We start from the raw sequence: 14,130 nt of genomic DNA, 5'->3' as shown, positions 1-14,130 counted from the left end.
GAGTTTTTCAAGTAGGAGAAGTTGTTTAATGAACGTACAACGATTGAAAAAAAAGAACAGCATTGATATTGCAAGAAAATTATCATTGAAGTGTATCTTGGTCACAATCAGTCTTGTATTAGCCGCATGTCAAAGTGCACCCGATCAAAATACAAAAAAAGTTCAAACAAAAAAAACAGTTCATCATGTTCAACCTCCAGTTGTAAAAAAACGAGTGAGTACCGATGGCATTCAAGATATTGATTGGCAGATCACTCAAATCAGTGGTCATAAAGCAAAATTTTTTACACAGTGGCCGACTCTTTCTCTAAATTCTGCGATCAAAACAGTATCAGGCCATACGGGCTGTAACGGCGTTTTTGGTCGATATACATTTGATTTCAGCCAGCAAAAACTTGATATGCAGGTAAATGCAGGACATTTAAGCTGTGATGGTGCTTTGGCTCAAGAGGCAGAGTTGGTGGATGCTTTACAACGTATTCAACGCTTCCAGTTAGTAGGTAATACCTTATATCTGCTCGATCAGAGTGGACAACGCCTCATTCAAGCACAAAAGAAATAAAAGGTGGATTTACCACCTTTTTTATATTTATAGGGCTTGTAACATCGTGGTTGGAATATCTGTAATTAGCCCTTGTACATCTAAATCCTTGAGCCTTTTTGCCCTTTCTACATCATTGACTGTCCAGACACTAATATTTAAGTCGGCCTGCTGGGAAAGTTGAATCATTTCATCTGTTGCGAGTTGATCGTGCCAGCCAATATGACAGCAACCATATTGATGAGCGAGTTCAATTGCGATTGCACCCACTGGAAGCTCAACCAATAAGCCTCGTTTAAATTGAGAATTTATCTCACGTAAGGCGGTTAAAATTTGAAGATCAAAACTTGTGATAGTGACGACTTTTTCATAACCCTGTAATTCAATCTCAAGCTTTTCAACAATTTTTTCTGCTAAAGCCATGTCTCTTACAGCTTTCACTTCAACTTCAATATGTTCAAAGTTATCAAGTAATTTTAAAACGCCTGTAAGGGTAGGTGTTGGTTCTGAATTTGGCCAGTCAGGCCAGTTTCGACGATGATCAAATGACAACGCTTGAGCCAAATTAGATTGCTCAACAATGTGGTCGACTCCAGCTGTACGTAAAAAGTTGTCATCATGAATAACGACTAATTCTTGATCTTGAAGTTGACGAATATCAAATTCGACACCACGAATACCTAAGTCTTTTATGTGCTGAAAACCGCCTAACGTGTTTTCAGGAGCTTCTTTGCGTGCACCACGGTGACCAATAATGCGCATAATTTTCTTCTATCAAGTATTTTCAATGATGGTCTCTTCAAAAAGAGCAGAGACCATTCTTAATCTAATCTATTTTTAAATGATCTCATTAATATTTTTTTGCCAAAGTACTTCTTGTCCACCTTCCGCACGTTGTAAAGCACGAGATGCGACAAACAACCAGTCAGACAGGCGGTTTAAAAGTTGGAGCGCCGTGGTTTGAATATTTTGGTCGCGTGTTTGTACCGACAGCAGTGATCGTTCTGCGCGGCGGCAAACGGCACGGGCTTGATGGGCATAACTGCAAGATAAAGAACCAGACGGGAGAATAAATTCTTTAAGCATCGGCAAGTCTTCATTCATACGGTCAATTTCTTTTTCAAGAAATTCAATACAAACAGGCTCAAGTAAATTGTAGTTTGGAATACAAACCTCGCCACCTAAATCGAAAAGCCAGTGTTGAACAAGACTGAGACTTTTGTCCCAATCAGCTTTATTAGTTACTTGACTGGCTGTGATTTGAGCACGAAGTACCCCAATAATGGCATTGAGTTCATCGACATCACCAAGTGCTGCAATTCGTAAATCATCTTTGGCAACACGAGAACCATCGCCTAAACCTGTTGTGCCTGAGTCGCCTGTGCGTGTATAGATTTTGCTTAAACGGTGTCCCATGAATGGATATCCTGAACATAAAAAAGGGATAATGTCGGTCAGAACATTACCCCGAAACTGGAGTTAAGAAAATATTTTTATAATCAGAGTGAAAAATTAATAACGGAAAGTGACCCCAACAGAAGCTTGGCGGCCACCATTCACATACCAATTACCAAAGTTGTAAACCGTTTTATATTCAGAATCACCCACATTTTCGATATTAGTAAATACTTTAACGTTTGGATTGATATTCCAGTAAGCATTTAAATCGACAGTAGCATAGCCTGGGACTTTTTGTGGATTAGCACTATTTTGAGCATTAGAGTTAGAGCGGGCAATAAGTGAAGCACTGATACCGTAAACAGTATTTTCTAAACCTGTAGTTAAGGTGAGTGTTTGCTTAGGACGATAAGCAATCTCTAAACCAGTTTCTTTATTTTCGGTTTTTACATAGGCATATTCAGTCGATAAAAATAGATCATCTTGTTTCCATTTAAAACCAGCCTCTCCACCAGAAAATCGTGCTTTGTTTAGATTTTCATAAGTACTTGTCGTTGTGTTAGTTGCAGCATCAAAACTAGAACTTGATGCAATTAAATTTTTGACGTCTGTTTTGTATACCGATAAATATGCTGTTAATGCAGGAGTAAACTGATGGTCTAAGCCAATTTCATATGAAGTACTTTCTTCTGGTTTTAGATTGGTATTCCCATAAGTATGATAAATTCCACCAGAACCATAATCAGCTTCGCTGTGATAATACAATTCAGTAAGTGAAGGAGCTCTAAAAGCTGTTCCGATATTTGCATAAATACTGGTTGACGGTAATACAAAATAACGAACAGCTCCTTGCCCCACATTATGTGTTCCAAATTTTTCATTATCTTCGAGGCGTACGCCTAATTGCGTGCTGATTTTATCAGTTTTATATTGGTGTTGTAGATAATAGCCAGTAGAATCAATATCTTGCTTTCCATTTAAAATAGAGGCATCTTGATATTCTGTATTATCAATACTTGCGCCAACCAAGATATTTTGTGCCTGTGTAAATTGCCACTTAACATTTAAATCACCTTCATTGCGTTTAGTGTCAGCATGATAAGGTGATGATTCACGATACTCTTGTGTATCTTTAAAATTAGAATATCTTGTATTGATAGTGATATTAGATGTCGGTTTGTATTCGACTCTGGTACTGACTAACTGATTGTCAAACTCACGTTTAGCTGTATTGCTTATGCCACCATTGTCTGAATAATTATTAGCGCCCTTATTTTGAGAAATTTCAACAATTGTATTTAAATTATTCTTATTGTCATAACCTAATTTTGCGCTATAACCTTTTTGATCATAAGCAGCTTTTAAATTGTCTGGTTGTGTGTTGAAAATATGTGTTCCATCACTTTCCATACTTTGCCCACGAATCTGAGCAAAGAATCCTGCATCACTGACTAAATCTGTTCCAATAATCGCCTTATACGTATTATCCTCACCATAAATACCTGTAACGAATGCAGAGTTTCTTTCAGGTGTAGATGTAATCATTTGGATCACACCACCAATCGCATCAGTACCATATTGAACTGATGCAGGACCTTTTAAGATTTCAATGCGGTCAAGATTAGTTGTATCTAAAAGTTCAGGATAAATTGGGGAAAGGGTATTTGGAGTATTTAGACGTGCCCCATCTTTTAATAACAGTACATGATTTGGATTTGTACCACGAATCAAAAGATTAGTACCTTGCCCAAGACCACCATTTTGTTTTACATAAATAGATGCATCTTTTTGTAAGATATTAGATAAATTTGAAGTAGGGTTTTTTTCAATTTCTTCTTTAGAAATCACTGAAATACGTGCCGGAACCTCACTCGCTTTTTCAGCACTTTTTGAGGCAGTGACTACAATTGGATCAAGTTGAGTTGCGTTCGTTGTATCTTCAGCAAAAATAACAGGCGAAAACCCCATCGCAATAGCGATAGCCCCTACCAGACGGGTAGGTTGAAAAGACTTAGACATAACATGCTCCATACATTCACCCCACGTGAATGATCGGGTAGATAGATGAAACAAGTAGGTCTCCGGACTTCAGCGCCATATTTAATTTATGGACATATTCACCTTCCCACATCATTGCAGTGGTGTAAGTCGATATCGACTTAAAAAATATGCTTTACAGTGTTACCGTTGCGGGGGCAGTGCCGGACTTTCACCAGCTTCCCTAAAGCATTAATTGCTTATACTTGCTTCCAATTTTACGCAGTATAAAGTGGCGATTTATTTCATACAATGTCATTTAGCCCAATTCCCAGAGAACTTTTACGCAAGGGACAAAAATTGCATTACAATGGCGTTTATTTTAAGAAATGGTTGTAGTTTAGGCAGATCATGAGCCCTTCAAACCAAAAACGTACACGCGCAAAAATCTGTGGAATTACTCGCATTCAAGATGTTCAGGCAGTTGTTGCTGCTGGAGCAGATGCGATCGGTTTTGTTTTTTTCCCGCCAAGCCCAAGACATGTAACAGTTGAACAGGCCCAAGAATTAGCAAAAGTAATTCCACCTTATGTACAAATGGTTGGTTTGTTTGTTAATGCAAGTGCCACTGAAATTCAGGATGTACTTGATTGTGTTCCCCTAGATGTATTACAACTACATGGCGATGAAACTCCAGAACAATGTCAGGAAATAGCTCGCCATTGTAAACGTCGCTGGTATAAAGCGATTCAGGTTAAACCTGATTTAGATGTAATTGCTGAAATTCAAAAATATCAGGCGGCAGGAGCCAGTGCTGTATTGCTCGATGCGTGGCATCCTGAGCTTAAAGGCGGTACAGGACATCAGTTTGACTGGTCTAAATTTCCAAAACTTGATATTCCATTAATCTTGGCAGGCGGGTTAACCCCTGACAATGTCATTGACGCTATTCATACTACCGGTGCTTTTGCAGTAGATGTGAGCGGAGGCGTAGAATCCGCAAAAGGTATAAAAGACCAACAACTCATTGAACGATTTATGCAAGGAGTCCAACGTGGATCAGCAAAACAATGTGATTGACTATACACAGTACCCAGATGCTGCAGGGCATTTCGGTATCCATGGCGGACGTTTTGTGTCAGAAACTTTAATGGCGGCATTAGAAGATTTAGAAAATCTCTATTCTCGCATGAAAAATGATGAACAGTTTCTGGCAGAATTCGACCGCGATCTCGCCTACTATGTAGGTCGTCCTAGTCCACTTTATTATGCTGAGCGATGGTCAAAAGAGTTAGGTGGTGCGCAAATTTATCTTAAACGTGAAGATTTGAACCATACAGGCTCGCACAAGGTAAACAACACGATTGGTCAGGCGTTATTGGCAAAGCTTTCTGGTAAAAAACGTATTATTGCCGAAACTGGTGCTGGGCAGCATGGTGTAGCAACTGCAACAATTGCAGCGCGTTTAGGGCTTGAATGTGTTGTTTATATGGGTGCCGAAGACGTTAAGCGCCAAGCGATGAACGTTTATCGTATGCGTTTGTTGGGTGCCACAGTTGTTCCTGTACAAAGTGGTTCTAAAACGCTGAAAGATGCCATGAACGAAGCGATGCGTGACTGGGTAACCAACGTTGATACGACGTACTATGTAATTGGTACAGTTGCAGGCCCACATCCATATCCTCAACTCGTTCGTGACTTCCAGTCGATTATTGGCCGTGAAGCACGTAAACAGATCTTAGAGCAAGCAGGTCGCTTACCAGATGCATTGGTTGCATGTGTGGGTGGCGGTTCAAATGCAATGGGCTTGTTCTATCCATTCTTAAACGATACCAACGTGAAAATGTATGGTGTTGAAGCTGCTGGTTTGGGTATTGAAACTGGTAAGCACTCCGCGCCGTTAAATGCAGGCCATGTGGGCGTATTGCACGGTAACCGTACTTACTTGATGAGTGATGAGCAAGGTCAGATTATTGAGACACATAGTATCTCAGCGGGCCTAGATTATCCGGGTGTTGGTCCTGAACATAGCTTCTTGAAAGATATGAAACGCGTAGAATACGTGCCGATTAATGATACAGAAGCTCTGCAAGGTTTCCGTGATTTAACCAAAATCGAAGGGATTATTCCTGCCCTTGAAAGCTCGCACGCAATGGCATACGTTTCTAAGCTTGCACCAACAATGTCTAAAGATCAGATTATTATTGCGACTGTTTCAGGCCGTGGTGATAAAGATTTAATGACTGTTGCACGCATTGATGGCGTAGAAATGGTCGAGATGTAAGAGAACTATAATGCCAAGCTTGTTTATGGTGATGTTAGGTGGGCGTCATGCACGCGCTAATACAGAAGTTCATGATGTAGTCATGGCTGTAGGGGATACTTTGGAAGAAGTTTATCCTCAACTTAAACAGGCTTGGTTTGGCGAGACTCAAGGATTACATATTGATGCTTGGGCTAAACTCTCTGGTGTTAGCTCTCAAGGGCAAAATTATCAAATTCATTTTACAGATGCTGCACCTAAACCCGATGATTTAAAATTATATTTAATTAATCTGGGTGGATATAATGCTCGTGAATTCGGTGAACTTCACCGTTATGAGTTTGTAGTTGCACCAAATGCTGTCGTTGCTAAACAATTAGGTAAACAATTTATAGATCAACAGTGGCAAAAACCACACACAGATCGGGTCATTGATATTGATGACTGCTTAGCGATAGATTGTGTAGCAGGGCGCTATATTCATTTAATAAAAGGCGATTTTGCTGCAACGATTTGGGAAAATACGTATTTGACCGTGGTATAGGTCATTTGAAATCTAATATTCATATGGAAGTGGGTAAATGGATTTAATTCAAGAAAATGGACAGCCTCGTTACGGGCGTTTTGAATCTGTACCGTCAACCATTCACGTACAACATTATATTTATAAAACCCCTTATGGTAAGGTCTTAAAAGGCTGGCGTAAGCAATTAAAATATAAGAAATTTAAATTCTGCGGCATTCAACATAAACACTATAGTATTGGTCTGGCAATTGCGGATATTGGCTGGGTTGGGCATGGTTTTTTCTATATTTATGATCATGAAACCCAGCAGGTCATTGAGTGGAATGCAATTCAGCCTTTGGGGCATAAAACCTATCTTGATGAACAGCCATTGTTTAATCAAAGCTATTTTTCTAAATCCCCTTATCAGTTTGATATTCAGCATGCCAATGGCGTGCGGTACATTCGAGTGACCAAATATGGTGAGATTCAACTCAGCGCTCGTATTTTTTGTGCTGGGACCGATATCTTAAGTTTATGTACACCGACAGGAATTAACGGTTGGACCTATACCCAAAAGCAGACCACGCTAGGTGTAGAGGGGATGTTTATTAATAAACAAAACCAAGTTGTACAATTTGATGAAAAGACTTTTGCATCGCTAGATGATACTTGTGGCTTTTTGCGACCTGAAACGGCTTGGTTCTGGCTTTCATGTAATTTCTGGGATGAGCAAGGGCGGCGTATTGGTTTAAATTTAGCTTCAGGGGTTAATGAAAGCTTTGGTAATGAAAACTGCTTATGGATTAACGGAGTTTTATTTCCACTGACTGATGTTTTATTTGAAAAAGTAAATGATGAGCTTTGGAAAATTAGCTCTCTAGATCAAAAACTTAATCTACAGGTCCATATTGGTTGGTGTCGATACGAAAATATTAATTTAAGAATGATTGGAAGCCAGTTCAATCAGTGGCAAGCTAAAATTAGCGGGACGATTGAGCATGAGCCAACCGATATAATCAATTGCAAAGAACAATACGGTTTACTCGAACAACATTATGCAAAATGGTAACAAGCAGGTTATAAACCTGCTTGCCAAAATGCTTCACCAGCTGCAATAGGGTCATTTGTCTTTTCGAGTGTTTCAATCCAAACAGGATATTGACGAATGACCGGATGTTGACTTGGATGAAAATCTTTTTTAAACCAATCTAAATATTGGTTTTTCATGGCAGTTAAAGTGCCATTTTTGCCAAAGAACCAAGGTAAGCCTTTAAGGTTCATTAAGAGTCGTTCTCTAGAACTAAAGCCATCACATTTCAACATGATATTCGTGCGATAGAGCGTAAAACCAAACATCAGCACCGTCGTAAGAACTAATACAAAACGACGAGTCGACTCAGGAACTTCACCTACTTGTTTCATGACATCAAAAGCAACATCTCGGTGCTCCATCTCTTCAATGGCATGCCATGCAAACAGCGCTCGGACATACGGATGTGCATTTTCCAATGTTTTTTTATTGCTATAAAAGGTTTCTGCCATTAATGCAGTTAAATGTTCTGCCGCCGCCGTCATCGCAATATTGTATTGCGGTGAGCGTTTGGTAAGTTCAAAACGAAAAATTCTTTTTAGTGTGGTTGTGAATTGGTCAACAGGCATACCTTGCTCTTTCATGAGCTGATTCATTTTGTCATGAGCAATACCGTGTTGAGCTTCTTGTTTAATAAAGTCCATAACTCGTTTTTGTAGTTCTGGATCATCAATTTTGTCTCGGAACATACGAACACATTCGATAAAATAACGCTCTCCATCTGGAAAGGTTAAGCTGAGTGCATCAAACATACGAGTCAAAAAAGGATCATTATTAAACCAAAAGCGAGGTGCTTCGTTTAAGTGAAAATCTAGATCTTTACGAACCACTGGCTCGACTTGATAAGAAACATGTGCGTTCATATTTTTATTTCTCGCATCTAACTTGTTTACTAGTATGTCGCGGCTGGTCGGCTTTGTTTTGACAGTTATTGCCAATTTTTATACAGTTTGCGACAAGATGGCAGTAAAAAAAGGATGCGCCATGCAGGATTTTACGATTTCAAATGGATATTTTTACCTTTGGAATACTTACTTAAAAGAAAGGGAAATGGACTGGCAGGCAATAAATCTAACGGATGTTCAGGCCCGCCAAGTTCAAAATATTTTAGCTTCGTCTATTGATGCTCAATCATCTTTAACTTTTTTTCTTGAGCTTTTAGAGCTAACCGAATCTCAGCTACAAGTTTCCAATTTAGCTTTGGAAATGGCCACTTGCATTACACCTGCCAATTTTGGAGTGTTGGGTTATATGGCATCCCGAAGTGGCAGTTTTGCAGAGGTTCTTGAATATATTATGAAGTTTCATCGTCTGGTGATTGACGGTGAGCAAGTGGTGCCTATGCAAATTGAGCAAGATGCTTCTAAAATTCGTTTGTATTGGCCCTTGGTTGATGACAGCAATATCATACTTTGTGAATTGACTTTGGCAGCGATGGTACAGCTTGCTAAACAGATAGCCCCATTACATGATTTTCTCTTGCATCAAGTTGAGTTCGTGCACCGTGCACGTGGTCCGTTAGTACACTATCAGCGTTTCTTTCAATGCAAATTATCATTTGAAAAACCTTACTATGCATTAACTTTTGCAAGTGAGGGATTAAGTATTCGCCCTCAGCATGCAGACCCAACCTTAATGCAACTTTTGGTGAAACAGGCAGAAGAAGCGTTAGCTCAGCGTAAAATACATACAGATTTAGTTCAGCAAATTCATTGGATCGTTCATGAATATTTTAAGCAAAGGCAGCAAGCCCCTAAAATAGAAGATATTGCCATCGAGTTGAATATTTCAGTACGAAGCTTGCAGCGCCAACTACAGTCATTAAACACTTCATTTAAATTAATTTTAGATGCAGAGCGTATGAGACGCTGTGAGATATTGCTTAACCAAAATGCCAGCCTCACTTTAATTGCTGAACAATTGGGATATTCGGACCAGTCAGCACTTGCACGTGCCCATAAAAATTTGACAGGACAAACCCTATTAGCAAGAAAAAGACAATTACAGCTAACAAATAAAAATGCAATAAAATAGCCTTTCTATGGTGATTTTCTGTTCAGATGACGATCTAATAATGGCTCGAAAATAGGAAGCTTTGATCATTGAGAAAAGTTTCAAAATATTGATAAATGTACGCCATGGGTTGTATGAATCATACAATCGAATATCGCCATAACGTTAGACCTGTTCAATGGACAAAAAATAGCGTTAAAATGCGATGTTCTTGTATTTCTACAAACAACTCCTCAATTTTAAATAATTCAAGGAAAGCACAACCCTATGTCACGTCTTGCCACCCGTTTTGAAAAGCTTAAGTCCCAACAACGTAAAGCGCTTGTATCTTATGTCATGGCGGGTGATCCACAACCGCAAGTAACAGTTCCGTTACTGCATAAAATGGTTGCGGCAGGAGTAGATGTCATTGAGCTTGGTTTACCATTTTCAGATCCAATGGCCGATGGTCCAGTAATTGCGCTTGCAGCTGAACGTGCGCTTGCAGCAGGGACTAACACATTAGATGCGCTTAATATGGTAAAGGAGTTCCGTGAACAGGATCGGGATACACCTGTTGTTTTAATGGGTTATCTGAATCCGGTTGAAGTGATTGGTTACGAGAAGTTTGTTTCTCATGCGAAAGAGTGTGGTGTAGATGGCTTATTACTGGTGGATTTACCGCCAGAAGAGTCAAAAGAGTTTGGTGCTGTGTTGAAGCAACATGACATGGATCAAATCTTCTTGCTCGCACCAACTTCTACAGACCAACGCATTCAACATGTGGCAAATCAGGCAAGTGGATTTATCTACTATGTTTCACTCAAGGGTGTAACGGGAGCCGCAACACTAGATACGGCAGAAGCTGCTGCACGTATTCAAAAAATCAAAAATGCCACTGATATTCCAGTAGGTGTTGGTTTTGGTATCAGTGATGCTGCTTCAGCAAAAGCAATGGGTAGCGTTGCTGACGCGGTGATTGTAGGTAGTGCTTTCGTTAAAAATTTTGCAACGTTGGCAGCGGATGACGCTGTTGAACAGACGGTGAATAAAGTCAAGGAGCTTCGAGCAGCGCTCGATGAGTTAGTATGAATCAAGAAGTGAAATCAGGGAAAGTTCTTAGCCCTTCGACACCATGGACAAAACGTCCGGTTCCAGGTATTGAAGTCGCAAATGAGCAACAAATTCTCAAAGCAACATTTACTGAGCCAACGATTGAATGCCCTGAATGTCATGCTCTAGTGACACGTACAGCAATCTCTTTCAATGCATATGTTTGTCCACAGTGTGATGAACACTTACGAATGAAAGCTCGTGATCGTTTGAACTGGTTCTTCGACAATGTCGTAGCAGAATTAGGGCAAGAATTTAGCGCGAAAGATCCGTTAAAGTTTGTCGACACCAAGCCATATCCAGAACGTATGCGTGAAGCGCAAAGCAAAACTGGTGAAACAGAAGCTTTAATCGCCATGCAAGGTAATTTAAATGGCGTAGATATGATTGCTTGTGCTTTTGAGTTCGACTTTATGGGCGGCTCTATGGGTACTGTAGTAGGCGACCGTTTTGTTCAGGCTGCTGAACTTGCTATTGAAAAACGTCAACCATTGATCTGTTTCGCAGCTTCTGGTGGCGCACGTATGCAAGAAGGCATGTTGTCACTTATGCAAATGGCGCGTACTTCGGCTGCGATTCAAAGATTAAAAGATGCAGGCTTACCTTATATCGTGGTGTTAACACATCCGGTGTATGGCGGCGTAACTGCTTCTTTAGCAATGTTGGGTGATATTCATATTGCTGAACCTAAAGCGATGATCGGTTTTGCTGGTAAACGTGTAATTGAACAAACTGTACGTGAAACGCTAGAAGAACCGTTCCAACGTGCTGAATATTTGCTTGATCATGGTGTAATCGATCAGATTGTTCATCGTCATGCTTTACGTGATACTGTATCTCGACTTGTATCGAAATTGATGAACTTACCTTGAATCAACAAGCTCCACTTTCAATAGACTCTTTAGATACATGGCTCAATTATTGGAGCCATGTTCACGTTACAGGGATAGATCTTGGTCTGGAACGTGTAATTCCTGTTGCAGAAAAGCTGGGTGTAACTCAGCCTACTGCTAAAGTTTTTACAGTAGCCGGAACGAATGGTAAAGGCTCAACTACAACCACACTGGCCGCGATATTAAACGCACAGGGTTATAAAGTTGGGCTATATCAGTCACCGCATATCTATCGCTTTAATGAGCGAGTCAAATTAGGTGGAGTTGAAGTCGATGATCAAAGTCTGATTGATGCTTTTGTTCAAGTCGATCAGGCTCGTCGCGATTGTGATTTAAGCTTATCTTTTTTTGAAGCAACCACTTTGGCTGCTTTTGTTATTTTTAAACAACAACAATGTGATGTATGGGTGCTCGAAGTCGGTTTGGGCGGGCGTTTAGATGTCGTTAATGTAATTGATCCCGACGTTGCAGTTATTACTAATATTGGCTTAGATCATACTGACTGGTTAGGCGATACTATCGAAAAAATTGCTTTTGAAAAAGCAGGCATTATTCGTCCACAAATTCCAGTTGTTTTTGCCGGCGAACAGCTTTTACCGCAAGCAATTCAAGATAAAGTAGAAAGTACGCAAGCAATTTTATATACCGTTAATCGTGATTATTTTTATAAACTCGCCGATGATGGAAAAAACTGGTACTTTGCCTCAGAAGGAACCACTTTAAAGCTTCCTTTAGGTCATTTAGCTATTGAAAATATTGCAGGGGCGGTTGCTGCCATTTTAAATAGCGGACTTGAGATTTCTCAGTTTGCTTTAGAAAAAGGTATTCGAGCTGCACGTTTAGCAGGGCGTTTTGAACAGCGTCAAGTGGAAGGGAAAACGGTAATTTTTGATGCTGGACACAATCCACATGGTGTTGAATTTTTGTTAAAGCAATTGCGAAATTTCTTAGAATACAATAAACAGTACACAGAAGTTGTCGCAGTATTTTCAATGCTGGCAGATAAAGATATAAAATCAGTAGTCGATTTATTGAAACCTACTGTTTTACATTGGAAAATTGCTGAGTTGAATGTGCCGCGTGCTGCATCAATTCAGCAACTCAATGATGCCTTGCAAGGTCAGAGAGTACAACAATATGGCAATATCAAAGAGGCTTTTAAATCAGCGCTTGAGCAAACAAATAACAATCAGCTGATTTTGGCCTGTGGTTCGTTTCATACTTTAGAAGCGATTTGGGAGTATTTGGAAGAATGTCAATGAATAACAAACAACGCTGGATGGGTGGTGTTGTTTTACTGGGAGGTGGTGTTTTATTGGCAGCATTACTTCTAAAAGGAAATGAGGAAATAAAACAGGTTGAAGTTCAACCACCCGCATCCACATCGCCAAAAGCTCAAACTAAACCAAAACAAGCAACCGAAGGACAAATGGTACAACTACAACCTCTAGCGGTTGATGTTGAAACAGAAAAGCGGTTGCTAGAAGAACAACGTCGTTCACGTGAAAAAGCTGTTGCAGAACAAGAAGCACGTGCAGCGGAGTTTTTAGCAATGCAGCAGCAAGCTGAAGCTGATGCGGCTCGTAAAGCTGCAGCGGAGTACGCTGCAATTAATGCACGTCGTACAGCAGCGCAAGAAAGTTCAGATAATATTCCACCAGAGTTAGTGGGTGAGGCGAAAGCTAAAAACCAGCAAACCAATACGGCGAATAAACCAACTGATACTTCAAAAATAGATGCAGACAAAAAAGCAGCTGAAGCAAAACGCCAAGCGGAAGCTGATAAGAAAGCAGCTGAAGCAAAACGCCAAGCCGAAACTGATAAGAAAGCAACTGAAGCAAAACGCCAAGCAGAAGCTGATAAGAAAGCAGCTGAAGCAAAGCGACAGGCAGAAGCTGATAGGAAAGCAGCTGAAGCAAAACGTCAGGCAGAAGCAGATAGAAAATCAACTGAAGCAAAACGCCAAGCGGAAGCTGATAAGAAAACAGCTGAAGCAAAACGCCAAGCAGAAGCCGATAAGAAAGCAGCTGAAGCAAAACGCAAAGCTGAAGCAGATAAAAAAGCCGAAGCTGAAAAAGCACGTGAACTGCTTGAAAATGGTGATAAAAAGTGGATGGTGCAGGTTGCATTGGCTGCTAACCAAGCAAACGCAGATGCCGTTGTTTCTAAATTACGAGCTAAAGGCTATAAGGTAACCACGAGTCAAACTAGTAAGGGAATCCGTATTATGGTAGGACCTGCGAAAGATCGTGATACAGCAGATGCAGCCCGTAAGAAAATTACTTCTGATTCAAGTTTAAATATGAAATCGGCTTGGGTCATTGATTGGGTGCCGTTAGACCAACGCTAGTCAAA

14 protein-coding genes and 1 riboswitch are annotated in these 14,130 nt (G+C 40.2%); of the genes, 10 read left to right on the top strand and 4 right to left on the bottom strand.

Features of this window, described 5'->3' with window-relative positions; all coding sequences use genetic code 11:
- Positions 1–28: 28 nt before the first annotated feature.
- Entirely contained in the window at positions 29–562 is a 534-nt protein-coding gene (locus ACINWC141_RS07135) for an META domain-containing protein (protein ID WP_009389246.1), read from the top strand.
- Positions 563–589: 27 nt separating this feature from the next.
- Here the strand turns inward: ACINWC141_RS07135 and ACINWC141_RS07130 are convergent, their stop codons facing one another.
- The 3 genes from ACINWC141_RS07130 to ACINWC141_RS07120 form a co-directional block, all read right to left on the bottom strand.
- Positions 590–1,303, bottom strand: coding sequence for a glycerophosphodiester phosphodiesterase (locus tag ACINWC141_RS07130; RefSeq protein WP_009389673.1), 714 nt, complete (start codon positions 1,301–1,303; stop codon positions 590–592).
- Positions 1,304–1,378: 75 nt separating this feature from the next.
- Entirely contained in the window at positions 1,379–1,957 is a 579-nt protein-coding gene (locus ACINWC141_RS07125) for a cob(I)yrinic acid a,c-diamide adenosyltransferase (RefSeq protein ID WP_009389416.1), read from the bottom strand.
- Positions 1,958–2,053: 96 nt separating this feature from the next.
- Positions 2,054–3,970, bottom strand: a complete 1,917-nt coding sequence (locus tag ACINWC141_RS07120; protein WP_009389657.1) for a TonB-dependent receptor plug domain-containing protein — start codon at positions 3,968–3,970, stop codon at positions 2,054–2,056.
- A 24-nt stretch (positions 3,971–3,994) separates the two neighbouring features.
- A riboswitch (cobalamin riboswitch) is annotated at positions 3,995–4,201 on the bottom strand.
- A gap of 126 nt (positions 4,202–4,327) precedes the next feature.
- Between ACINWC141_RS07120 and ACINWC141_RS07115 the strand changes: the two genes are divergently transcribed.
- From ACINWC141_RS07115 to ACINWC141_RS07100, 4 genes are read left to right on the top strand one after another with little or no spacing between them, the layout of a single operon-like run.
- A complete protein-coding gene (locus tag ACINWC141_RS07115; RefSeq protein WP_009389376.1) occupies positions 4,328–4,996 on the top strand; it encodes a phosphoribosylanthranilate isomerase in 669 nt (222 codons plus the stop codon).
- Entirely contained in the window at positions 4,971–6,200 is a 1,230-nt protein-coding gene (gene trpB / locus ACINWC141_RS07110; RefSeq protein WP_009389437.1) for a tryptophan synthase subunit beta, read from the top strand. The genes ACINWC141_RS07115 and trpB overlap by 26 nt, the downstream gene beginning before the upstream one ends.
- A 10-nt stretch (positions 6,201–6,210) precedes the next feature.
- Entirely contained in the window at positions 6,211–6,723 is a 513-nt protein-coding gene (locus ACINWC141_RS07105; RefSeq protein ID WP_009389709.1) for a DUF1543 domain-containing protein, read from the top strand.
- A 37-nt stretch (positions 6,724–6,760) separates the two neighbouring features.
- Positions 6,761–7,756 (top strand): DUF2804 domain-containing protein, encoded by a 996-nt coding sequence (locus ACINWC141_RS07100; RefSeq protein WP_009389479.1) that lies wholly within the window; start codon positions 6,761–6,763, stop codon positions 7,754–7,756.
- Positions 7,757–7,764: 8 nt separating this feature from the next.
- On the opposite strand, the gene ACINWC141_RS07095 is transcribed toward ACINWC141_RS07100, so the two are convergent.
- The gene (locus ACINWC141_RS07095) at positions 7,765–8,640 is read right to left on the bottom strand and encodes a metal-dependent hydrolase (RefSeq protein ID WP_009389605.1); all 876 of its coding nucleotides are present in this window, start codon (positions 8,638–8,640) and stop codon (positions 7,765–7,767) included.
- A 121-nt stretch (positions 8,641–8,761) separates the two neighbouring features.
- Here ACINWC141_RS07095 and ACINWC141_RS07090 point away from each other — a divergent pair, with 121 nt between their 5' ends.
- From ACINWC141_RS07090 to ACINWC141_RS07070, 5 genes are all read left to right on the top strand, one after another.
- On the top strand, positions 8,762–9,811 hold the full coding sequence (locus ACINWC141_RS07090) for an AraC family transcriptional regulator (RefSeq protein ID WP_009389688.1): 1,050 nt from the start codon (positions 8,762–8,764) through the stop codon (positions 9,809–9,811).
- Between the two features lie 246 nt (positions 9,812–10,057).
- Positions 10,058–10,861, top strand: a complete 804-nt coding sequence (trpA, locus tag ACINWC141_RS07085) for a tryptophan synthase subunit alpha (RefSeq protein ID WP_009389329.1) — start codon at positions 10,058–10,060, stop codon at positions 10,859–10,861.
- Entirely contained in the window at positions 10,858–11,754 is an 897-nt protein-coding gene (gene accD / locus ACINWC141_RS07080) for an acetyl-CoA carboxylase, carboxyltransferase subunit beta (RefSeq protein WP_009389706.1), read from the top strand. Before trpA ends, accD begins: the two co-directional genes overlap by 4 nt.
- Positions 11,751–13,037 (top strand): bifunctional tetrahydrofolate synthase/dihydrofolate synthase, encoded by a 1,287-nt coding sequence (gene folC, locus ACINWC141_RS07075; RefSeq protein WP_009389456.1) that lies wholly within the window; start codon positions 11,751–11,753, stop codon positions 13,035–13,037. The genes accD and folC overlap by 4 nt, the downstream gene beginning before the upstream one ends.
- Positions 13,028–14,125 carry an SPOR domain-containing protein gene (locus ACINWC141_RS07070; protein WP_009389698.1) on the top strand — a complete coding sequence of 366 codons (1,098 nt, stop codon included), beginning with the start codon at positions 13,028–13,030 and terminating at the stop codon, positions 14,123–14,125. The genes folC and ACINWC141_RS07070 overlap by 10 nt, the downstream gene beginning before the upstream one ends.
- The last annotated feature ends 5 nt before the right edge of the window (positions 14,126–14,130 follow it).

Origin of the sequence: Acinetobacter sp. WC-141, from assembly GCF_000313935.1 — a bacterium.
GTDB lineage: Bacteria > Pseudomonadota > Gammaproteobacteria > Pseudomonadales > Moraxellaceae > Acinetobacter.
The sequence above is the reverse complement of the archived record's forward strand: the minus strand, read 5'-3'. Positions and strand labels throughout refer to the sequence as shown.

Excerpts from the sequence above, each read along its gene's own strand:
- ACINWC141_RS07135 (WP_009389246.1), top strand. The coding sequence starts at position 29 with ATGAACGTACAACGATTGAAAAAAAAGAACAGCATTGATATTGCAAGA.
- ACINWC141_RS07130 (WP_009389673.1), bottom strand. The coding sequence starts at position 1,303 with ATGCGCATTATTGGTCACCGTGGTGCACGCAAAGAAGCTCCTGAAAAC.
- ACINWC141_RS07125 (WP_009389416.1), bottom strand. The coding sequence starts at position 1,957 with ATGGGACACCGTTTAAGCAAAATCTATACACGCACAGGCGACTCAGGC.
- ACINWC141_RS07120 (WP_009389657.1), bottom strand. The coding sequence starts at position 3,970 with ATGGAGCATGTTATGTCTAAGTCTTTTCAACCTACCCGTCTGGTAGGG.
- ACINWC141_RS07115 (WP_009389376.1), top strand. The coding sequence starts at position 4,328 with ATGAGCCCTTCAAACCAAAAACGTACACGCGCAAAAATCTGTGGAATT.
- ACINWC141_RS07105 (WP_009389709.1), top strand. The coding sequence starts at position 6,211 with ATGCCAAGCTTGTTTATGGTGATGTTAGGTGGGCGTCATGCACGCGCT.
- ACINWC141_RS07100 (WP_009389479.1), top strand. The coding sequence starts at position 6,761 with ATGGATTTAATTCAAGAAAATGGACAGCCTCGTTACGGGCGTTTTGAA.
- ACINWC141_RS07095 (WP_009389605.1), bottom strand. The coding sequence starts at position 8,640 with ATGAACGCACATGTTTCTTATCAAGTCGAGCCAGTGGTTCGTAAAGAT.
- ACINWC141_RS07090 (WP_009389688.1), top strand. The coding sequence starts at position 8,762 with ATGCAGGATTTTACGATTTCAAATGGATATTTTTACCTTTGGAATACT.
- trpA (WP_009389329.1), top strand. The coding sequence starts at position 10,058 with ATGTCACGTCTTGCCACCCGTTTTGAAAAGCTTAAGTCCCAACAACGT.
- accD (WP_009389706.1), top strand. The coding sequence starts at position 10,858 with ATGAATCAAGAAGTGAAATCAGGGAAAGTTCTTAGCCCTTCGACACCA.
- ACINWC141_RS07070 (WP_009389698.1), top strand. The coding sequence starts at position 13,028 with ATGTCAATGAATAACAAACAACGCTGGATGGGTGGTGTTGTTTTACTG.